The organism is Citricoccus sp. (assembly GCF_035445025.1).
Classification (GTDB): Bacteria; Actinomycetota; Actinomycetes; order Actinomycetales; family Micrococcaceae; genus Citricoccus.
Genome location: NZ_DAOMPX010000020.1, coordinates 42,503 through 63,624, shown reverse-complemented (window position 1 = coordinate 63,624; position 21,122 = coordinate 42,503). Strand labels below are relative to the sequence as shown.

Genomic DNA, 21,122 nt, shown 5'->3' with positions numbered 1-21,122 from the left:
TGCGACCTCCGGGTTATGAGCCCGGCGAGCTACCGAACTGCTCCACCCCGCGTCGACTTCAATGACTATACAGACCATGCGGCACGAACTCAAATCGTCGGCGCGGGGCCCCGGGAAACACTTCGGGGGCAGGTCTCCCTGCCCCCGAAGCCGGAGAGTGCGCCGGCGGCCGCGGTCAGCCCTCGGTGCCGGCACCCTCCGTGGCGCCGTCCGTGGGCTGCTCGGCGCCCTCGGCGGGCGCCTCGCCTCCCTGGGCGTTGTCCGGGGCGGCACCGCGGATCTCGTCGTCCGCCTGTGTCGCCCGCGTCAGCGCGTCGTTGAGGCGCTTCTGCGCCTCGCCGTACGCTGTCCAGTCGCCCGAGGCCAGGGCCTCCTCGGAGGCCTGGATCGCCTCGTTGGCGTCCGTCAGGGCCTGGCTGAGCTTCTCCTGGGCGCTCTGGTTCTCCGGAGCCTGCGGCTGGGAACCGGGCTCCCCCTCCCCGGGTTCCGTGGAGGGGTCCTGTCCGTCGGCCGTGGAGGCCCCGGAGTCACCCTCGAACACCTGGTCCAGGGCCTCCTCCAGGGTGTTGGCGAAGCCCACCTCCTCGCCGAAGGCGACCAGCACCTTGCGCAGCGTGGGATAGGAGGTCGGGCCGGTCGACTGGATGTAGACCGGCTGGACGTACAGGATGCCCTCGGCCACCGGCAGGGTGATCAGGTTGCCGTTGATGACCTCGGAGGCACCCTGGCGCAGCAGGTTCAGCTCCTGGGAGACCTGGGCGTTGGAGTCGAAGTTCGCCTGGGCCTGGCCCGGTCCCGGGATGGCCGTCTGGCGCGGCAGCTCGAGCAGTTGCAGGTGCCCGTAGCCCTCGGCCTTCTCGCCGTCCTTGCCGGTGCCGGCGTCGCCGTTGGCGGACAGGAACCCGTACAGCACGTTGCGCTGCTGGGCGCCCTGGGTGATCTGCGGGATGAAGTTGCTGGTCAGGGAGAACGCCGGCTCGTCCTTGCCCGGCATCCGCAGGGTCATGTAGTAGGGCGGCTGCTTGACCGTCGGGTCGTCCTGGGTCGGATCGGCGGGGACGGACCAGGCGTCGTTGTTCTGGTAGAAGTCCACCGGGTTGGTCACGTGGTAGCGGCCCAGGAGCTCGCGCTGGACCTTGAACATGTCCTCCGGGTAGCGGACGTGGTCCATGAGGTTAGCGCTCATCTCCGAGTACGGCTGCAGGGAGGTCGGGTAGACCTTCTGCCAGGCCTGCAGCAGCGGGTCCTCCTCGTCCCAGGCGTACAGGGTGACGGAGCCGTCGTAGGCGTCCACGGTGGCCTTCACCGAGTTGCGGATGTAGTTCACCCGGCCGGTGAGGTTGGTCGCGGCGTCCGTGTTGAGGGCGTCCCGGGTCGCGGAGTCCAGTTGCTGCGCGGTGGAGTACGGGAAGGAGTCCGAGGTGGTGTATCCCTCCACGATCCACTGCACGCGCCCGTCCACGATCGCCGGGTAGGCGTTGGAGTCGACGGTCAGGTACGGGGCCACCTTCTCGATCCGCTCGACCGGGTCACGGTCGTAGAGGATCTGCGACTCGGAGTTCACGTCCGAGGACAGCAGGATCTCCGTGGAGCCGAACTTGATGGCGTAGACCAGCTGGTTGAAGAACCCGCCCACGGACGGCCCACCCTCACCGGTGAAGCTGTAGCTGGTGTCCTGTTCGCTGCTGGCGTCCTGCGGCCGGTCACGCTCACGCGCCGGGGCGTCCTCTGGGGCCCCGACGATCGAGTAGCTCGGGGAGTTCGTGCCGAAGTAGATGCGGGGCTCGTAGCTCGTGTCGTCGCCCAGCACGCCCTTGGTGGGGATGCCGGAGAGCAGGAAGGACGGACGGCCGCCCGCGGCGACCTCGGAGGCATCCGCGGCGACCACGCCGTACCCGTGGGTGTAGATGATGTGCTGGTTCACCCACGAGGACGTCGGGTCCACGTTGACGTCGCGCACAGAGATGATGGTGTCCTGCTTCTCGCCCTCGACGTCGTAGCGGTCCACGTGCAGGGTGTCCGGGAAGTAGTAGTACGGCCGGAACTGCTGGAGCTGGCCGAACGTGCGCGAGAGCAGGTTCGGGTCCATCAGGCGGACGTTCTCCGTGTTCTCGGCCTCGCCCTCGAGGCTGCCCGCCTGCGCGTCGGTGGAGCCGGCGTACTGCGTGGCCTCCACCGCCGAGAGCCCGTAGGCCTCACGCGTGTGCTCGATGTTCCGGGCGATGTAGTCCTGCTCGAGGGTCTCCTCGGAGGGCTTGACCTGGTACTCCTGGATGAGGAACGGGTAGGCGGCGCCGGCCACGATGGCCGCGACCACCAGGACCGCGGTGCCGACCAGGGAGATCCGCCACCGGCCGGAGAAGGCGGTGACGACGAACAGGACGGCCACCAGCAGGGCGGCCACGGCCAGGATCGTGGAGGTGGGGATCACGGCGTTGACGTCCGTGTACATGGCCCCGGCCCAGGTGCCGTCCTGCGACTGCAGGGTCCGGTAGCGGTTGAGCCAGTAGTTGGCCGCCTGCAGCAGCAGGAACAGCGCGGCGAAGACGGCGATGTGCACGCGGGCCGGGCGCTCGATGACGACCCCGCCCTGCTCCTTCACCCGGACGCTGCCGTACAGGTAGTGCACCAGCAGCCCGGCGATGCCCGCGATCAGCACCACCGAGATCAGGTAGCCGACCACGAGGCCGAGGAAGGGCAGCGTGGCCATGTAGAAGGTGTAGTTCAGCCCGAACTCGGGATCCGTGACCGCTTCCCCGGGTGCCCCGGCGTAGGGCACCTGGTTGAAGAACAGCAGCACGTCCTGCCAGGCGTTCATCGCGGCGGACCCGGCGAAGAAGCCGATCACCACGGGGATGCCGATGAAGACCAGGCGCCGCATCGGCTCCAGCTGCCTCTGGTACTGGGCCAGGCTGTCCCGGGTCTGGGTGTGCAGGTTCTGCGGCCGCCTGCGCCAGGCCAGCCACATGGACAGCCACACGGCGGCGCCCATGATGGCGCCGCCGATCAGGAACAGGGCCGCCCGCGTCCAGATCTCCGTCCAGAAGACCTCGGAGTACCCGATCTGGTTGTACCAGAGGACGTCCGCGTAGATGCCGGCGAAGAACATGAACAGCACCGCGAGCGCGGCGACCACCACGATCGTGAGCACCAGCGCCGAGGGGCGCCGTGGCCCGGTGGGCCGCCCGCCGGGACCGGAGGCGCCGGCCTCATTGCCGCCGCCGGGCTCGCCGGGACGGCCGGGGCCACCCGGTCTGCCCGGGCCGGACGCCCCGCCGCCGAACAGTCCACCCGGACCGCCCGGGCCGCGGTCGCCACCGCGTCCATCGTCAGGTCCCCCGAAGAGACCGCCAAACCCTTGTCCGAAACTCACGTGCCCTTACCCCTCTGCGCCGACCGGCGCACTTCGTCTCCAGTTGTCCAAGTCCTCACCCGCACCTCAGCCACAGGCCGGGGCCCGCGGTGCCTGCCCCTTGCCGAGGGCCTCCACGGCGGACCTGGCCTCGTCCAGGGTGCCCACCGCGTACACGTCGATGCCCTCCGGGACCCGTCCTGCCAGCACCTCGCAGTTGCCGGCCGGGGCGAGGAAGTGCTCGGCGCCGGCCTCGCGGGCCCCGGCCACCTTCTGCACGATGCCGCCGATCTCCCCCACGGTGCCGTCGGGGTCGATGGTGCCCGTGCCGGCGATGTGCCGGCCCCCGGTCATCGCGCCCGGGGTCATCTCGTCGATGATCCCCAGGGCGAACATCATCCCGGCGCTGGGGCCGCCCACGTCCTCCAGGGAGATCGTCACGTCCACCGGGAACTCGAAGTCGGAGTCCAGGTAGACGCCCAGCAGCCAGCTGCCGTCCGGTCCGGGGTACACCGGGACCTGGACGGTGCTCCCGGTCCCGTCGCGGACGATCCCCAGGTCGACGGTGTGCCCGTCCGACCGGTTGAGCTGGTCCTTCAGTCCCTCGAGCCCGGTCACCTCGACGCCACCGGCGGAGACGAGCTGGTCCCCGGCTTGCAGCACCCCGGTCGCCTGGGACTCCGGGGCGAAGTCCGCCACGAACAGTTGCTGCCGGTAGTCGATCCCCAGGTTCTCGAGCGCGGCGGCCACGGCCCAGTTCTGCGAGGTGGTCATCGCCAGGTCGTTCTCCTCGGTGACCTCCTCGGACGTGGTGCCGGAGGGGTAGACGAGTTCGCTGGGGATCAGCGTCTGGGTGGGGTCGGCCCAGCCGGCGACCACGTCCAGGAAGGTGGTCCATCCGGTCGGCGGCCCCGACACGTAGACGGTGGTCAGGTCCAGGGCACCGTCGGTGGGATAGGTCCGGGCGCCGTCCACGGTGATCACGGGCGAGCCGTCGTGTTCTCCGATGGTGTTGAAGGTGGGGCCGGGCGACTCGATGATGTAGGGGGTGGGCAGTGCCAGCGCCGTGAGCGTCAGGATCCCGGCCACGCCCCCGGAGGCGATCGTCAGCCGGCGACGGCGGCGCGAGGCCCGGGAGCGTCGCGCGGCCTGGGCGAAGGAGACCGGGGCGCCGGATCCGGGCGCGGCCGACGGCGTCGTCGGCGGGTGTCCGTTCTCTCGCACGGCGGGGCACCTGTCTTCATGGGCTACTGCACCGGATGGCGGCGTGCACCGTCCGGGTGGCAGGGGCGGGCCTCCCGGACGGGTCCGGGAGGCTCTGGTCTGCACTTCATTCTAGGGGGTGCGGCACGCCGGCTGTGCGCCCACAGTGAACCGGTGCGTGCGCTGCGGACACGGGCCTTTGGCGCGGATACTCTGGTGGCCATGACGAATCCCCCCAACGGCCCCGGTTCCTCTGACGGAGACGACCCGCTGTCCGAGATGCTCCGCCGGATGTTCGGCGGCGACGGTCCGGACCCCGAGGAGTTGCGCCGCGCCCTCGGCGGGATGGGTGGCGGGCCGGGCGCCGGCCCGGGCGGCATGCCCGGCGGGCTGCCGTTCGACCCCTCGCAGCTCGACCCGGCCATGATGGGCCAGATGATGCAGCAGTTCCAGGCCATGATGCAGTCCTCCCCCGAGGACGGCCCGGTGAACTGGACCCTCGCCCGCCAGTCGGCCCGCCAGGCCGTCGCCGGCCAGGACCCCACCGTCGGCACGTTCGCACGGCGGGAGATCGACGAGGCGTTGCGGCTGGCCGAACTCTGGCTGGACGGTACCACCGAGATCGAGTCGACAGGCCTGCTGGGCAAGGCCTGGTCCCGTGCCGAGTGGGTGGAGGCCTCCATGGACACCTGGCGCCGGCTGACCGAGCCCGTGGCCGTGTCCATGTCCGAGGCGATGACCCGCGTGATGAACGAACAGCTCCCGGGCCAGGTGCCGGAGGAGATGCAGGGCATGCTGGGCGGCCTGCAGCCGATGCTCAAGAACCTCGGGGGCACCATGTTCGGCCTCCAGCTCGGCCAGGCGGTCGGGGCGCTGGCCCAGGAGGTCCTCTCCGGCACCGATCCCGGCTTCCCCGTGGCGGGCCACCAGCTGGCCATGGTGCCGGTGAACATCGAGGAGTTCGGCGACGGCCTGCAGGTCCCGGACGACCAGATCCGGATCTACCTCGCCCTGCGCGAGGTCGCCCGGATGCGCCTGTTCGTCCACTCCCCGTGGCTGGAGCGGGACCTGTACGCGGCCATCGAGCAGTACGCGGCCGGGGTCCACATCGACATGTCCCGGATCGAGGAGGCCGCGCGGTCGATCGACCCGACGGACCCGGAGTCCATGCAGGCCGCGTTCTCGGGAGCGTCCTTCATCCCCGAGCCCACCGGCCCCCAGAAGGCGGCCCTGGACCGGCTGGAGACGACCCTGGCGCTCATCGAGGGCTGGGTGGACGTGGTGGTCACCGAGGCGGCCGCCCCGCTGGACGCGGCGAACGCGCTGCGGGAGACGATCAACCGCCGCAGGGCCACCGGCGGACCCGCCGAGCACGCCTTCGGGGCACTGGTCGGCCTCGACCTGCGCCCCCGCCGCTTGCGGGAGGCGGCCACCCTGTGGGAGACCATCGGGGCCGAGAAGGGCCGGGCGTACCGGGACGACATCTGGCGACACCCCGAACTGCAGCCCACCGGCGAGGACCTTGACGACCCGGCCGGGTACGTTGCCCGGCGCGAGAAGCGCGAACAGGCGGCGGCCGGTTTCGACGACGACCTGCGCAAGCTGCTCGAGGGCGGGTACGACGACCATGAGGGCCGGGGCGACCAGGACCGCGGCGAGGACACCGGCGGCCCGGACGGTTCCGGCCAGCCCGGGGACCGCCCCTCGGCGGGTTAGCCTCCGGCTTCGTCCCCGTCCGGGCCGTCCGGCTCCCCGTCCGGGGCGGACAGGCCCCGGCCGGTCGCGAAGCTGACCCCGGACAGGAAGGCCATGGCCTCGCGCTGCCTCGGGTAGCGGTCCGCCAGGGCGTGGAACGCCGCCGTGTGGTTGGCGTGCTCCAGGTGTGCCAGTTCGTGGACGATCACCCCGTCCAGGACCCAGCCGGGCATGTCCGCCAGTTCCGTGGACAACCGGATGCGGCCGGTGCTGGGCGTGCACGATCCCCAGCGCCGCTGCTGCCGGGTGGACCAGACGACCTCGCGCGGGTCCACCCGTCCCTCCAGGTACCGGCCGGCCAGCGCCCGGGCGCGGGACAGGAGCTCGCCGTCCGAGGCCGGGCCCTGCGGCCGTCGTGCCTCCACCTTGCGGATCATCCTGCGTGCCCACTCGTGCTCCTCCTCGGAGGCCAGCCCCATGGGCACGGACACCTGAAGTCGCCCTTCCCGCCAGGACGCCGAGATGGTCCGGGTGCGCCGGGCCGAGCGCACCAGGCGCACCGGGGTGCCGTCCACCTCCAGGTCCAGGGTCTGGCGGGTGGGCCGGGCGGGGCCGGCGGGGCGTCGTCCGCGCGTCGAGGTCATGGGTCCATTCTGCCGTCGCGCACCGGCCGGCCCGGGACCCGCGGGGAGGGTTGTGGACAACCCCGCCGCGGTCGGCCGCTGTGGTGTCACGATGGTCGGACGACCCCAGCCCCGCCTGGTCACCCGAGGAGTCCCATGCGCCTGAACCCCGGCCTGTCCCTGGTCCGCCTGACACCGGACGCCGTCCAGATCGGGTCCGGCACGGGGTCCACCCAGCTGTCCGGCTGTTCGCCCGAGGTCCTCGCGTTCCTGGACCGGATGCAGTCCGGGATCGAGGACGGTCGGGAACCGGACGTGGTGCGCGACTGCGGGCTGGACCCCGCGGAGGCCCGGGCGCTGGTCTCCTCGCTGGAGGGCTTCCTGCACCGGCATCCCTCCCCGGCCGGCACCGGCCCCGGTCACGCCGCCGACGTCCTCGCCCAGGACGTCGCCACGGCCCTGGCCGTCGACCACGGCCCGGTGGACTCCCGGGAGCGTGCCGCCCAGATCGTGTCCCGGCGTCACCGGGCCGGTGCACAGGTCCTCGGACTGGGCCGGACCGGCGCGGCCGTGGCGCGCAGCCTGGCCGCGGCCGGCGTCGGCCGGCTGGTCCTGTGGGACTGCACCGAGGTGGCCACCGGGGACCTGGGCACCGGGTACCTGCCCGCCGACCTGGGACGGATCCGTCCGGTGGCCCTGGCCCGGCGCATCGACGACCTCGGCCTCGACCCCGTCGTCCTGCCGCTCACGTCCCCGGCCAGGCCGGGACCGGGCGGTGACGTCACCGTGCTGGTCACCCTCGGCGCGGTCGATCTCGAGGCCGTGGCCCTGGCGCGCGCCGCCGACCACCCGCTGCTGCCGGTCGTGGTCCGGGACGACGACGTGCTGGTCGGACCGTGGTGCGCGCCCGGGGCGCCGGGCTGCCCGCTGTGCTGGGACCTGGCCGCGGCGGCCACGGATCCCCTGCGTTCCACGCGGACCGACGCGCTGCTGGCGGCAAGGGCCGGCCGGGAGGAGCTTACCCTGGCCACGGCCGCCGGCGCCCTGGCGGCCCGGCAGCTGCTGCAGTGGATCGACACCGGAACGGTCACGGACGGCACGATGCTGCACCTGCAGGCCGCCTCGGGCCGCGTGGACACCCTGACGGTGCCCCCGCACCGGGACTGCGGGTGCGTCACCGGGGCAGCCGTCCCCGGGTGATCAGGCCGGGGTGGTCCCGTTGACCAGTTCCAGCACGTCCTGGCCGTACTTCTCCAGCTTGGACCGGCCGACCCCGGGGATCCGCAGCAGCTCGGCGGGGGTCTTCGGGGCGGCCTCGGCGATCGCCACGAGGGTGGCGTCCGTGAACACCACGAAGGCCGGCAGGGAGGCCGCCTGGGAGGTGGACAGCCGCCAGGCCTTGAGCTCCTCGAACATGGCCTCGTCATAGGTGGCCGGGCAGTCCAGGCACCGACCGGTCTTCCGCTCGGCTCCGGTCTCCAACAGGGCCCCGCACGTGCGGCAGAGCGCCGGTTGCGAGCGCTTGCGGCCGTTGCCCCGCGTGCCGGTGCCGTTCCCGCCCGGACCGGAGGGCCGGCGTCGGGACTGGGCCCCGTGCCGGGATCCGGCCTCCGGGTCCAGCGCCTCGAGGAACCGGGACGGCTTGCGGGTGGAGCGCCCTCCGGTGCCGCGGGCCAGGGTCCAGGTCAGGAACAACCGCAACCGGGCCCGGGTGATGCCCACGTACAGCAGCCGCCGTTCCTCGTCGATGTCCTCCTGGGTCTGGGCGAAGCTGATGGGCATCAGGCCCTCGGACAGCCCGACCAGGAACACGGCGTCCCACTCCAGGCCCTTGGCGGAGTGCAGGGACGCGAGGGTGACACCCTGGACGGTGGGGGCGTGCTGGCTGGCGGCCCGCTCGTCCAGCTCGGCGACCAGGTCCGTCAGCGTGAACTGGTCTCCGCGCGCGGCGGCCAGCTCCTCGGACAGGGCGACCAGGGCGTTGAGGGACTCCCACTTCTCCCGCACCGCGCCCGAGGCCTGCGGGGCGGTCTCCGTGAAGCCCAGCGAGGCCAGCACGTCCCTCACCCGGCCGGGCACCTGGTCCCCCGCCACGTCCTGGGCGGAACGGGCCGCCGCGCGGAGCTGCAGGATGCCGTCGCGCACCTCGCGGCGAGAGAAGAACCGCTCTCCACCGCGCAGCTGGTAGCCGATGCCGGCGGCGGCGAGGGCCTGTTCGAGGGCCTGGGACTGCCCGTTGGTGCGGAACAGCACGGCGATCTCCGCGGCGGTGATCCCCTCGTCCAGCAGCGTCTTCACCTGGGCCGCGACCCAGCCGGCCTCGGCCTCGTCGTCGGTGCACTCGGCGAACACCGGGGCCGGCCCGTGCGGGCGCTGGGAGACCAGCTCCAGCGGCTCGGCCCAGCGGGGCATCGGCCCGCGGGTGCCGTCCGGACCGGGGATCGGCACCTGCTGCCGGGTCCGCTCGTCCAGCAACCGGTTGGCCAGGTCCACGATCTGGGGGGTGGAGCGGTAGTCCCGGACCAGCTTCACGACGGTGGCCTCCGGGTACTGGGCCCGGAAGTCCAGCAGGAACCGGGAGGTCGCCCCGGTGAAGGAGTAGATGGTCTGCGAGGCGTCCCCGACGACGCACAGCTCCTGCCTCCCGCCCAGCCAGAGGTCCAGCAGCCGGTGCTGCAGCGGGGAGACGTCCTGGTACTCGTCCACGATGAACACCCGGTACTGGTCCCGGACCTGGGCCGCGATCTTCGGCTCGGTCTCCAGGATGCCGACCATCAGCAGCAGCACGTCCTCGAAGTCGATGAGGTTGCGGTCGGACTTCACGTCCTCGTAGCCCTGGTAGAGGCGGGCCACCCCGTTCGCGTCCCACCCGGCGGGCATCTCCCGTCCCGCCGCGGCGGCGGCGTAGCCGTCCGGGGTGTGCATGGACACCTTCGCCCACTCGATCTCCCCGGCCAGGTCCCGCAGGGCGGCACGGTCCGTGGTGGTCCGCAGGCGCCGGGCCGCCTCGGCGAGCAGGTTGACCTTGTACTCGACCAGTTCCGGCACCGTTCCGCCCACGACCTGGGGCCAGAAGTACTGCAGCTGGCGCAACGCCGCGGAGTGGAAGGTACGGGCCTGCACCCCGTGCGTGCCGAGGTCCCGCAGCCGGGTGCGCATCTCGGCGGCGGCCCGGGCGGTGAAGGTGACCGCCAGGGTGCGGTGCGGGTCGAACACGCCGGTCTGCACCCCGTAGGCGATCCGGTGGGTGACGGCGCGGGTCTTGCCGGTGCCGGCCCCGGCCAGGATGCACAGGGGTCCGTTCAGGGTGGTGACGGCCTGGCGCTGCTCGGCGTCCAGGCCCGCCAGGATGTCGCGGGGTTCCTCGGGGTGTTCGGTCACGGTTCTCCGGTAGGTGCTCTCGGTCAGTTCTGCAGGGTGCGGGGTTCGGGCAGGTCCCCGCCGAACCAGTGCTCGATCAGTGCCCGGGAGATGGACGTGGCCCCCGGGATGGTGATGTCCCCGGCGGCCACCTGGTCCCGGAGCTGCTCCCGCGTGAACCAGCGCACCTCGGCGAGCTCCTCGCCGTCGGCCGCGGCGGCATCGGGCTCGTCCGTGACGGCCGAGAAGCCGAGCATGAGCGACTGCGGGAAGGGCCAGGGCTGGGAGCCCAGGTATTGCGGTGAGTGCACGACGAGCTGGGACTCCTCGTGGATCTCCCGCACCACGGCGGCCTCCAGGGACTCCCCCGGTTCCACGAAGCCGGCCAGCGTGGAGAACCTGCCCGGCCCCCACGCGGTGTTGTTGCCGAGCAGGATCCGGTCGTCCCGGTCCGTGATGGCCACGATGATCGCCGGGTCGGTGCGCGGGAAGTGCTCGGAGCCGTCGGCGGGACAGACCCGGACCCAGCCGGACTGGGCCGGGGTGGTCGGCGTCCCGCAGCGGGGGCAGTGCGTGTGGGTGGCGTGCCAGTTGGCGATGGCCTGGGCCTCGACGAACACCCCGGCGTCCCGGTCGGTCAGGGCCGCGGCCACGTCCCGCAGCCCGACCCAGTTCACGTCCTCCGGACGGTCCACGGGCACCCCGCCGGCCTCGGGACCCGCCAGCCGGGGGTGCTCGTCCGCGGTCAGCAGGATCAGTTCGGCGCGCACGGCACCGGTCCCGCCCGTGGCCGGGTCCGGGCTCACGAGGGCGGCCGCGGACCGGCCGAGGTAGACGGCGCCGTCCGGCAGGTCCCCCTCCGGACGGGCCAGCACGAGCTGACCGCCCAGGACGGGGGCGCGCCTGCCGCTGAGCCACAGCACCCTGGCCTCCGGACGGGTCCAGGCCTCCTGCAGCCACCCCTCGTGGGCGCGCACCTCGCAGCCGCGGTCCACGTCCTCCCGGGCCAGGGGCAGCCGGCCCAGGGCAGGCAGGGTCTCATCCGGAATTCGCATGCCTCCAAGGTACCGTCCGGCGGGGACGGTCCAGGGGCCGCCCGCCCGGTTGTGGACGATCCCACACGGCGGCGGCGGACGGGGCCCGCCCGGTGCACACCGCACCTCGAGGTGTCATTCGGGCGACTCGCCGCCCCGCACGAGCCGCGCACGGGCGGCGGGAAAGTACGGTTGGGTACGTGAACCGTACGCCCATGGAACTTGCTGCCTTGGCCAGCGCCGCGATCCCGGACCTGGCTCCGACCGGCGTGGTCGGCTCGCCGGACGATCCCCGCGACTTCTCCGCCGCCGTCGTGCTCGACCGGCAGGGGAACCGGTGGCGCGTGCGCTCCCCCCGCCACGAGGAGGCCGCCATGCGGCTGGAGACCGAGCTCCAGGTCCTCTCCGGGTTCACCCCCGCCGTCCGCGCCGCGCTGCCCTTCCGCGCCCCCTCCGTGGCCGGTGCCGTCCGGATCGACGGGCTGCGCACCTTCGTCTACCACGACATGCCCGGCCGCGAGCTGGAGATCGAGGAGCTGGCGGGGCTGGGACCCCGCGGCATCGACGACATCGGCCGGGTCATCGCCGCCGTGCACGCCCTGCCGGCCGAGGTGGTGGAGAACGCCGACCTGCCGGTGTACACCGCCGACCAGTTCCGCCAGCGCCGGCTCAACGAGCTGGACCAGGCCGCCACGACCGGACGGATCCCCGCCGTGCTGCTGCGCCGCTGGGAGAACGCGCTCGAGGAGATGGAACTCTGGGACTTCACCCCGGTCGTGGCCCACGGGGACCTGCACGAGGACAACCTGCTGGTGGACCGCGGCCGCGTGGTGTCCGTGACCGGCTGGACCGACCTGCACATCGGGGACCCGGCCGACGACTTCTCCTGGCTGGCCTCCTCCGGTGACCAGCAGTTCACCGACGCCGTCGTGAGGTCCTACTGGCAGCACCGCACGGGCGGGACCGTGGCGGACGAGCACCTGATGCGCCGCGCGGCGCTGGCCGCCGAGTTCGCGCTCGCCCAGTGGCTCGTCCGGGGCGTCGCCAACGACGACGAGGACATGGCGGCCGAGGCCGAGGCCATGCTCCTGGAGCTGCGGGACGACGTGGAGGACCACGGTGGCCAGGAGATCAGCCTGGCCCGGCCCGGCCCGCGCCCGGTGACGACGCCGGCCGCCGCCGCCGTGGTGGCGGCCGCGGACACGGCATCCGACCTGGGCGCGAGCGCGCCGGCGTCCCCGGTCGCCGAGGGGACGGGCTCGCACGCGGCCGGGCCCCCTGCGCCGGAGGCGCGTGACATGGACGACGAGGACCTCGTGGACGGCGAGGACGATGAGGACGACGCCGTCATCACCGACCACGACCCGGTGGACACCCCCGAGGCAGGAACCGGGGACGAGGACGGCGCAACCGAGCACGCGCCCGAGGCGGGATCCGAGGTGGGGTCCGAGAACGAGGGCGGCGCCACCGGGCACGCGCCCGACGAGGCCGTGGACCAGCCCGGAGGTGACACCGGGTTCTCGGGATCGCACCGCGCCGAGGAACCGCCCACGACCACCCTGGATCTCGACGAGGTCCGGCAGCTGCGGATCGAGCGGGACACCGGCTCGCCCTCCTGAACCGGCTCGCCCTCCTGAACCGGCTTGCGGTCCTGAACCGGCCCGGCGCGGCCGGGCCGATCCAGCTCCCGGCCGGTTCAGCTCCCGGCCGGCTCAGCTCCCGGCCGGCCGGATGGCGTCCGCCAGGATCCGCTCGAGGTCCTCCTCGCCGGCGAGGTCGTGCATCGACTTCTCGACCCCGTGGGCAACGTAGACGAAGCTCGCGCTGATGTTCTGCAGGGGGATGCCGTGCAGGCGTGACCAGGCGAGCCGGTAGACGGCCAGCTGGAGGGACTTGACCTCGAGGTCCCGGCCGCGCGGCACGGCACCGGTCTTCCAGTCCACGAGTTCCCAGCGCGCCTGGGGGTCGTCGAAGGCATCGCTGGTACCACCCTCCCGGAAGACGGCGTCGATCCGTCCACGCAGGGTCACGCCCCCGACCGTGGTCTCCACGGGGGGCTCCACGACGACGGGCACCCGGTCCGCCCAGCGGCTGGCCAGGAAGCTCTGCTTCATCGGCTCCAGGTCCAGGGCATCCTCCACCCAATGGTCCGCCGAGTCCTCCGCATCCTCGAAGTCGAGCATCCCGGTGCTGCCGAAGTGGTCCTCCACCCAGCTGTGGAACGCCGTCCCGCGGCGTGCGGCGTGCGCCGGCGGCCGGGGCATGGGCCGCCGCAGCTGGCGGGCCAGGGCCTCGGGATCGCCGGCCATCTCCACGAAGGTCGAGGCACTGATGTGGCTGGGCAGCTCCACGGTCACCCCGCGGTGGTTCACCGGCGTGGCCCGGTCCAGGACCCACTGGGCCTGGCGTGTCAGGTCGGTCGCTCCCCCGTCCACCACTACCAGCGGGTCCGCCTGCCGAACCCAGTCCGCCGCCGTCTCCAGGGCGGCCCGGCGGGGCCGGGCCCGGGGCGGCAGGAGGCTGGCGCGGTCCTCGTCATCGGGTGCCTCCGGGTCCATGACCCGCACCACCGGCCCGTCCAGCGGGTCGAACGGCCACCACGCCGTGAGCTTCCGTCCGGCGAACGGGTTGATCTCCCCCGCCTCCTCCGGTGCCGTCCACGTCCCGCGTGCGACCTCCGGCGTGCCGGCCCGCTCGGCCAGTTCGGCCAGGAACACCGACGGTTCCGCCGGGGTCTTGTTCGACCCGCGCCAGTGACTGCCGCTGACCAGCAGCAGGGTCCGGGCGCGGGTGAAGGCCACGTAGGCCAGCCGGCGTTCCTCCTGCAGGTGGTGGGCGGCGGCCAGGTCCCGGTAGGAATCCGGGTAGGCCTCCTGGTGCTTGAGCCACCAGCCGGCCGCGTGGCCGGCCCAGTCCTGTTGCGTGGCCCAGTCCCTGGACCAGTGCGGCAGGCTCTCCCGGTCACCGCGCAGGTCCCACGGCAGGTGCCCGCTGCCGTGCGCGGTCCACGTGTCGAACGTCGTGCCGGGGAACTGGCCGTCCACCATGCCCGGCACGGCGACGACGTCCCACTCCAGTCCCTTGGACGCGTGTGCGGTCAGCAGCTGGACGGCATCGTGGCGGGGTTCGACCCCGGTGATCCCCAGCCCGTTCTCCCGTTCCTCGGCCGCCTCCAGCCAGGCCAGGAAGGCGGTGAGGTCCGTGCTGGACCCCTCCTCCGCGCCGTGGGAGAAGTCCCGCGCCGCATCCAGGAAGGCATCCAGGTGCCGGCGTGCGGCCACACCCGTGACGCCCGGGCGGGCGAGCACCTCGATGTCCAGGCCCAGGGTCTTCTCCACCAGCCGGATCAGGGCCGGCAGTTCGAGGCCGGTCTGTCCCGACAGCGCCCTCAGCTCGCCCGCCAGCCGTTCCAGCCGGCGTCGGCCCTCGGCACTGAACGCCCGGCCGGACCCGGAGGTCCAGCCCGGTTCGGGCAGCCAGTCCAGTGCCTCCACGAGGGAGGCGGCCTCGGACTCCTCCTCCGGCGAGGTGTCCTGGTTCGCCGCGTCCTCGTCCCCGGCGGCCTCGACCCCGGTGTCCGGCTCGGCGCGCCGCCGGTTCCGGGCCAGGGCCGAGGCCCGTTCCTGCAGGACCATGAGGTCGGCGGTGCCGATACGCCAGCGGGGTCCGGTGAGGATCCGCATCAGGTGGTCGGAACGGCGCGGATCCGAGATCACCTGCAGAACGGCGATGACGTCCGCGACCTCGGGGATCGACAGCAGCCCGGACAGACCCAGCACCTCGTAGGGCACCCCCGCGGTGTCCAGGGCCTCCATGAGCGGTTCGAACTGCCGGCGGGTGCGGCACAGCACGGCGCGCGTCCGCCGGTCGGCCACCGGCAGGTCCTCGTCCGCGGCGTCCTTGAGGGCCTCCACGACGGCCGCCGCCTCCTGCTCGGAGTCCGGCAGCCAGGACACCCGGACCTCACCGTCCCCCGCGACCGGTGACGGGGCGAGCGGCCTCACCTCGATCCCGTTCACCGGTTCGCTGCGCAGCGGGCCGGCCACCGTGTTGGCAGCGGCCAGGACGTTGAGCGAATTGCGCCACGCCGTGGTCAGGTAGCTGACCGGGGCGGGCCGGGCGCCACCCCGGGGATCCGGCACGGGGAACTGGCCGGGGAAGGCGAACAGCTGCCCCGCGGAGGCCCCCCGGAAGCCGTAGATGGACTGGTTGGGATCGCCCACGGCCGTGACCGGGTGGCCGGTGCGGCCGTACAGCCCACGGAACAGCTCCAGCTGGGCGTGAGAGGTGTCCTGGAACTCGTCCAGCAGCACCACCCGGTAGCGCGAGCGCTCGATCTCCCCCACGGCCTCGACCTCGCTCGCGATGCGTGCCGCGTACCGCACCAGGTCCCCGTAGTCCATGACCCCGGCCTCGTCCTTCGCGGCCCGGTAGTCCGCCACCAGGTGGGACATCACCCGGCGCAGGCGCAGCATGCCGAGGAGGGAGGTGACCTTGGCGTGGCTGCCCTCGACCTGCTTCTCGCTGTAGGGCAGGGCGGCCCCGGCGTCGTGGATCCGGGTGAGGAACTCCTCCACGGCCTCCGGCTCCACCAGGTGCTCGGCGCAGTCCGCCGCCAGCTTGATGACGCCCCGCACGATGGTGGAGGACGCCGCGTCGGCGAAGCCCAGGTCCCCCTCGTAGGCACGGACCAGCCGGGCGACCATCTGGTAGGACTGGGCCTCGCCGATCATCCCGGTGTCCGGTTCCAGCCCGATCCGCATGCCGTGGTCGCGCACCAGGGTGTGGGCGTAGGAGTGGTAGGTGGAGACGCTGGCCCGGGCGGGCGCCTCCTCGGCCCCCTCGACCTCGATGCCGGTCTCGGCCAGCAGGTCGAGCTTGCGGTTGATCCGGTGGGCCAGCTCGCCGGCGGCCTTGCGCGTGAACGTCACCCCGAGCACCTGGTCCGGGGCCACGAGGCCGTTGGCGACCAGCCACACCACGCGGTCCGACATGGTGGCCGTCTTGCCCGAGCCGGCGCCGGCCACCACGAGCCGCGGTTCGAGCGGGGAGCTGATCACCACGGACTGCTCCGGGGTCGGGGCGTACTGGCCCAGCCGCTCGGCGAGGTCCTCGGGCGTGTACGGCGCCACGGTGGTCTCCTGGGTCATCGGTGCCATTCGGTGGCCTGCCTTCCGTCGCTGTGGATGGGGCACACGGCGGGCAGCGCACACCCGGGGTTGTCCGGCCCGCCGTGGACCGCGAGGAACTCCGGGCCGACCATGCTGGCTGCTGCCGTGAAGACCTCGTCGAGTGCCCACTGGTCGTCCGGGGCCAGTGCCGGTTGGTCCTGGACCTTGACCGACTTGTTCTTGGTGCGCAGTTGCACGAGCGCCGCCCCGCCCGGTTCCTGGGGCCGGTCGAAGTCCTGCCCGTCCACCGCCCCGGCGGCGATCGCCGCCTGGTAGACCCCGAGCTGGGGCAGCTGGAGCAGGTCTGCCTTGGAGGGTTCGTGCCGGCCGGTCTTGAGGTCGATGACGACGGGACGTCCCTGGGCGTCCCGCTCCAGCCGGTCGATGCTGCCGTTGATGCGGACCCTCAGCCCCCCGCGCTCGAGTTCCTGGTGGAACCGGTGCTCCACGTCGACCAGTGACCGGCCGTCCTTGGCCATCTGGCGCAGGTAGGACACGAAGTACTCGAGCATCCGGCGGGCCTCGGCCTCGATGCGCTCAGACTCCCAGCCCGGTTCCAGGCCGAGGTCCGGCAGGCGCCGCTCCAGTTCCGCGGCCAGCGCCTCGGCCGGGCCGTCCGGGTGGGCCTCGGCGACGGCGTGGATGAGCGTGCCGATCGACTGCGCCTGCGTGCTGCCCGGCTGGGCGCCGGCCTGGTACAGGAACCAGTTCAACGGGGACTTCAGGGCGGTCTCCACCCTCGAGGGCGAGACGGGGATCGCGGTGGTGGCCACGTCCACGAGGGGTTCCCGCGTGGACAGCGGCAGCAGTCCCCACCAGTCGGCCGGATCCGCGCCCCGGATGCCCTGCGCCGCCAGCAGGGCCAGGGCAGAGGCCGCCTCGGCGAGCCCGGCCTCGAGCGGCTCCGGCGCCGTCGTACCGTCCCCGACCGGCTGGGCGGCGGCCTCCTCCAGCCGTCGCCGCAACCCGGCCACCAGCGCCGTGGCGGTGATGGGTGGCGGGACATCGGTCAGCGGACGGGTGGTCTCCACCTCACGCCACGGTGACAGGACGTCCAGGAAGTCGCTGGGCTGGGCGTCCTCGGAGGCGACCGCCACGCCGATCACGGTCCGGCGGGCCCGCGACACCGCGGTGGAGAAACTGCGCAGTTCGTCCTGGCGGACCTCGGCGGTGCGGGACCGCCTGTCGGCGATCGTGCCGCGCCCGGAGGCGATGTCCGCGAGGTCACCGGCCCCCAGCAGCTGTCCACGCAACCGGGTGTTCGGCCAGATGCCGTCCTGCAGCCCCGCGATGATGACCGCATCCCATTCCTGCCCCGCGGCCGTGGCCGGGGTCAGCACGGAGACGGACCCCTCGTGCCGGGCGGTGGAGGCCAGGAAGTCCATCGGCAGGTCCTGGGCCTCCATGTAGTCGGCGAAGGACAGCGCCGAGGCTCCCGGGAACTGGTCCACGTAGCGTTCGGCGGCCTGGAAGAGCCCGACGACGGCGTCCAGGTCCCGGTCGGCACGCCGGGCGTCCGCTCCGGTCCCGGCCACCGCCTCCCGTTCCCAGCGGCCAGGACGGTCGGAGGCCTCCCACAGGGCCCACAGGACGGTCTCCGCGGTGGCGGCGGGATCCTGTGCCGCCGCGCGTCCGGCGGCCACCATGCGGGCGATGCGCTGGAGCCCGGCTCCGGAGAGCCGGTAGTGGTCGAGGGAGCCGGGGTCCTCGAGGGCGGCCAGCATCAGCTCGGTGCTGGCGCGGGTGCCTCCCCGGGCGCGCTCGTCCCGGAGCAGTCGCTGGCGCAGCTGGCGCAGGTGCAGGGCGGTGGCCCCGCCGTAGCGGCCTCCGGCCAGCCACAGCGCCCGATCGATGTCCGGGGCGGACTCGGGGCTGCCCGGCGGTGCGGACACCGTCCGGAGCAGGTACAGCAACGGCGTCACGGCCGGCTCGGTCTTGAGCACCGTGTCCGACAGGGAGTGGTTCACGGGGATGCCCTCGGACTCCAGGAACCGCCCCAGTTCCGCCACCAGGGGTCCCGAGCGGGCCATGACCGCCAACCGGTCCAGGGCGATGCCCTCCCGGTGGTGCAGGTGCAGCAGCTGCTGCAGCACGAGGTGCTGCTCATGGGCCGGGGAGGCCACCAGGTGCACGGCGACGTCTCCCGCCGCGGCGTCTTCCCGGGGCGCCAGGTCCTGGCGGACCTCCAGCATCCCGGGCTGGGCGGGGATGCGCCGGGCCACCCGCTGCCAGGCGGTGAGCGCCTCCGGACCCATCCGGTGGCCCACGGTCAGCGTCAGGGTCAGGCCCTCGGGTGCACCGGTCGGGCCCACGGGTGGCCGGCGGGTCACCAGGCAGTCCGGGTAGTCGTGGACCAGGTCGGGCCGGGCGCCGCGGAAGCCCTGGACCACCGTGTCCGGGCTGGCGGTCGCCACCACGTCCTGTCCCCCTCCCAGCAGGCGGATGAGCCGGTGCACCGAGGGGGTGGCCTCCTGCAGGTCGTCGATGACCAGCACCGGCAGTCCGGCCCGCTCGGCGTCCAGCAGGTCCGGGTTCTCCTCGAGCAGCCTGCTCGCCGTGGTCAGGAGGCCGGCCGGGTCGAAGGCCTCGGCCATGCCCAGGTCGAGGCGGTCCCGGTAGTCCTGCAAGAGCACGGCCGCCGCGCTCCACTCCGGCCGCCGGTACTGCTCCCCCAGTTCCTCCAGGCGCCCGGGCTCCACGCCGTACTCACTGGTGCGGTCGATCAGCTCCCGGACCTCACGCCGGAACCCCCGGGTGGTGACCGCCTCGGACAGGTCCCCGGGCCAGTCCGGGCCGGAGCGGGCCTCGGAGGCGTAGCTCTCCAGGAGCTCGGCGATGACGGTGTCCTGTTCCGCGCCCGACAGCAGCCGCGGGGTGCGCTGGACGGTCGGCAGGTATCCGCCGACCCTGGCCCGCCGGATCAGGTCGAAGGCATAGGCCGCCCAGGTCCGGACCGGCGTGGCGGAGCGGGTCCCCCGCCCGCCCCGGTCCAGCCGGACGGACAGGGCGTCCCGGAGCCTCGCCGCGGACTGGCGGGTGGGGGCGAGCACCAGCAACGCCGAGGGGTCCAGGCCACCCTCGATCCGGCGCGCGGCATACTCCACGGCCACGGAGCTGCGTCCGGTGCCCGGTCCGCCGAGGACCAGGACTGGACCGTGCCCGGGCGCGAGGTCCAGCACCCGCTGCTGGTCCCGGTCCGGGACGAACGCCTCGGCGCGGACCTGCGCCGGACCGGTCAGGCGCAGGCCCTGGGTCGGTGCCCCGGACGACGTCGGTGTTCCGGAGGACGCGGCGGGAGGGGTTTCGGCAGGCATGGGTGTATTCAATCAGCCGTTCCGGACGGGTTAGGGACCCAGCCGGCCCGCAACCGGGCCAGCAGTGCGAGCGCCGCCGTGTCCGGGACCCACCGCGCGGCCGCGAGGTCCACGCGCGGGCCGGCGCCGTCGGCGGGCCCGCCGGTGCCCTTCAGCGGGGTTCCCTCGGTGCGGTACCGCGGGGCGGCCCGGGCGGACAGCGACGCCGGCAGCGTCCCGTCCGCGCGCACGATCCGCCACCAGGGGGTGCCGTCCGGGGCCATCGACATCGCCCGGCCGGCCTGCCGCGGCCCGCCGGCGCCCAGCAGCCGCGCCAGTTCCCCGTAGCTGATCGCCCGGCCGGGCGGGACCAGCCCGGCGGCCAGCACGAGCGCCTCGGACAGTTCGTAGGGTCCCTCGGGCCAGCCGGGACCGGCGGTGTGCTCCACAGGTGACATGGTGCCATCCGCACCGCACGGCGCCCGGTCCCGCGGTGCTGCGCGTCCGCCCCGGACGGTACGGTGAGGGGGTGAGCGACGTCCCAGCCAACGCCCCCGCAGCCCAGCCCACGCCGTGGCACGAGCAGATCCGGGTCGGCTTCGACCTGGAGACCACGGGACGGGACCCGGAGACCGCCCTGGTGGTCACCGCTTCGCTGGTGGTGGTGGACCCGCACGGCAACCTGGCCGCGAACTACGAATGGCTCGTGGACCCGGGGATACCGATCCCCCCGGAGGCCGCGGCGGTGCACGGTGTCACCACCGAGCGCGCGCGGGCCGAGGGCCTGCCGGCGGACGTCGGCATCGTGGAGATCGCCGAGACCCTGCGGGACTTCTTCGACGCCGGGATCCCGGTCATCGCCTTCAACGCCTGCTATGACTTCACCGTCATGGACCGGGAGCTGGCGCGCCGGGGGCTGGAACCGCTGCCGAACCGCTGGATCATCGACCCCTACGTGATCGACAAGCAGGTGGACCGGTACCGCCGCGGCAAGCGCACCCTCACGGACGTCTGCTCCCTCTACGAGGTGCAGTTGCTGGACGCGCACACCTCCGCGGCGGACTCCCTGGCCGCCGTCGGGGTGGCGGACTGCCTGGCCCGGAAGTACCCGCAGCTGCAGGTGCCGCTGGAGACCCTGCACGCCCAGCAGGCGGCGTGGAAGGCGGAGCAGTCCGCGAGCTTCCAGGACTACCTGCGCCGCAAGGACCCGGCCGCCGTGGTGAACGGCGACTGGCCGGTCATCGCCCGCTGAGGCACCCGGGTAGAATCCTCTTCACGGTCCCGCGTCGTCACGAAACGTCATTCTGGGCCCGGTCGTCGTGGTCTGGACGCCCCGGGAACCGGGTATGTCACCGTGAGACGGACAACCGGCCCATCACGCCTGCGCCCGG

12 protein-coding genes are annotated in these 21,122 nt (G+C 73.2%); 4 read left to right on the top strand and 8 right to left on the bottom strand.

All coding sequences use genetic code 11. The annotated features are described in order from the left end of the window. Positions 1–175: 175 nt before the first annotated feature. Positions 176–3,151, bottom strand: coding sequence for a UPF0182 family membrane protein (locus PLJ28_RS08520; RefSeq protein ID WP_183526914.1), 2,976 nt, complete (start codon positions 3,149–3,151; stop codon positions 176–178). A 288-nt stretch (positions 3,152–3,439) separates the two neighbouring features. Further along, the gene (locus tag PLJ28_RS08515; RefSeq protein ID WP_183526917.1) at positions 3,440–4,576 is read right to left on the bottom strand and encodes a YlbL family protein; all 1,137 of its coding nucleotides are present in this window, start codon (positions 4,574–4,576) and stop codon (positions 3,440–3,442) included. 201 nt (positions 4,577–4,777) lie between these two features. On the opposite strand from PLJ28_RS08515, the gene PLJ28_RS08510 reads away from it, so the two are divergent. Next, positions 4,778–6,271: a zinc-dependent metalloprotease gene (locus PLJ28_RS08510; RefSeq protein ID WP_183526920.1), complete on the top strand. Its 1,494-nt coding sequence runs from the start codon at positions 4,778–4,780 to the stop codon at positions 6,269–6,271. On the opposite strand, the gene PLJ28_RS08505 is transcribed toward PLJ28_RS08510, so the two are convergent. Beyond that, positions 6,268–6,894 carry a M48 family metallopeptidase gene (locus tag PLJ28_RS08505; protein WP_183526923.1) on the bottom strand — a complete coding sequence of 209 codons (627 nt, stop codon included), beginning with the start codon at positions 6,892–6,894 and terminating at the stop codon, positions 6,268–6,270. The two genes, PLJ28_RS08510 and PLJ28_RS08505, sit on opposite strands and share 4 nt — an antisense overlap. A 135-nt stretch (positions 6,895–7,029) precedes the next feature. Between PLJ28_RS08505 and PLJ28_RS08500 the strand changes: the two genes are divergently transcribed. Further along, positions 7,030–8,073, top strand: coding sequence for a hypothetical protein (locus tag PLJ28_RS08500; RefSeq protein ID WP_183526926.1), 1,044 nt, complete (start codon positions 7,030–7,032; stop codon positions 8,071–8,073). Here PLJ28_RS08500 and PLJ28_RS08495 read toward each other — a convergent pair whose 3' ends face one another. Both PLJ28_RS08495 and nudC read right to left on the bottom strand, forming a co-directional pair. Beyond that, positions 8,074–10,254, bottom strand: coding sequence for an ATP-dependent DNA helicase UvrD2 (locus PLJ28_RS08495; protein ID WP_183526929.1), 2,181 nt, complete (start codon positions 10,252–10,254; stop codon positions 8,074–8,076). It lies immediately after the preceding gene. A gap of 23 nt (positions 10,255–10,277) precedes the next feature. Continuing rightward, positions 10,278–11,288: an NAD(+) diphosphatase gene (nudC, locus tag PLJ28_RS08490; protein WP_298044010.1), complete on the bottom strand. Its 1,011-nt coding sequence runs from the start codon at positions 11,286–11,288 to the stop codon at positions 10,278–10,280. Positions 11,289–11,482: 194 nt separating this feature from the next. Between nudC and PLJ28_RS08485 the strand changes: the two genes are divergently transcribed. Further along, positions 11,483–12,886 (top strand): phosphotransferase, encoded by a 1,404-nt coding sequence (locus PLJ28_RS08485; RefSeq protein WP_255459451.1) that lies wholly within the window; start codon positions 11,483–11,485, stop codon positions 12,884–12,886. 93 nt (positions 12,887–12,979) lie between these two features. Here the strand turns inward: PLJ28_RS08485 and PLJ28_RS08480 are convergent, their stop codons facing one another. Genes PLJ28_RS08480 through PLJ28_RS08470 form a run of 3 tightly spaced genes read right to left on the bottom strand, consistent with a single transcriptional unit; the run spans position 12,980 to position 20,189 of the window. Next, positions 12,980–16,417, bottom strand: a complete 3,438-nt coding sequence (locus PLJ28_RS08480) for an ATP-dependent DNA helicase (protein ID WP_324590033.1) — start codon at positions 16,415–16,417, stop codon at positions 12,980–12,982. After that, a complete protein-coding gene (locus PLJ28_RS08475) occupies positions 16,414–19,752 on the bottom strand; it encodes an ATP-dependent helicase (RefSeq protein ID WP_324590032.1) in 3,339 nt (1,112 codons plus the stop codon). The genes PLJ28_RS08480 and PLJ28_RS08475 overlap by 4 nt, the downstream gene beginning before the upstream one ends. Before the next feature lie 8 nt (positions 19,753–19,760). Continuing rightward, positions 19,761–20,189 carry an MGMT family protein gene (locus tag PLJ28_RS08470; protein ID WP_324590031.1) on the bottom strand — a complete coding sequence of 143 codons (429 nt, stop codon included), beginning with the start codon at positions 20,187–20,189 and terminating at the stop codon, positions 19,761–19,763. Between the two features lie 71 nt (positions 20,190–20,260). Between PLJ28_RS08470 and PLJ28_RS08465 the strand changes: the two genes are divergently transcribed. Then, complete coding sequence (locus tag PLJ28_RS08465; protein ID WP_298044640.1) at positions 20,261–20,983, top strand: 3'-5' exonuclease; 723 nt, start codon at positions 20,261–20,263, stop codon at positions 20,981–20,983. Positions 20,984–21,122 lie beyond the last annotated feature (139 nt).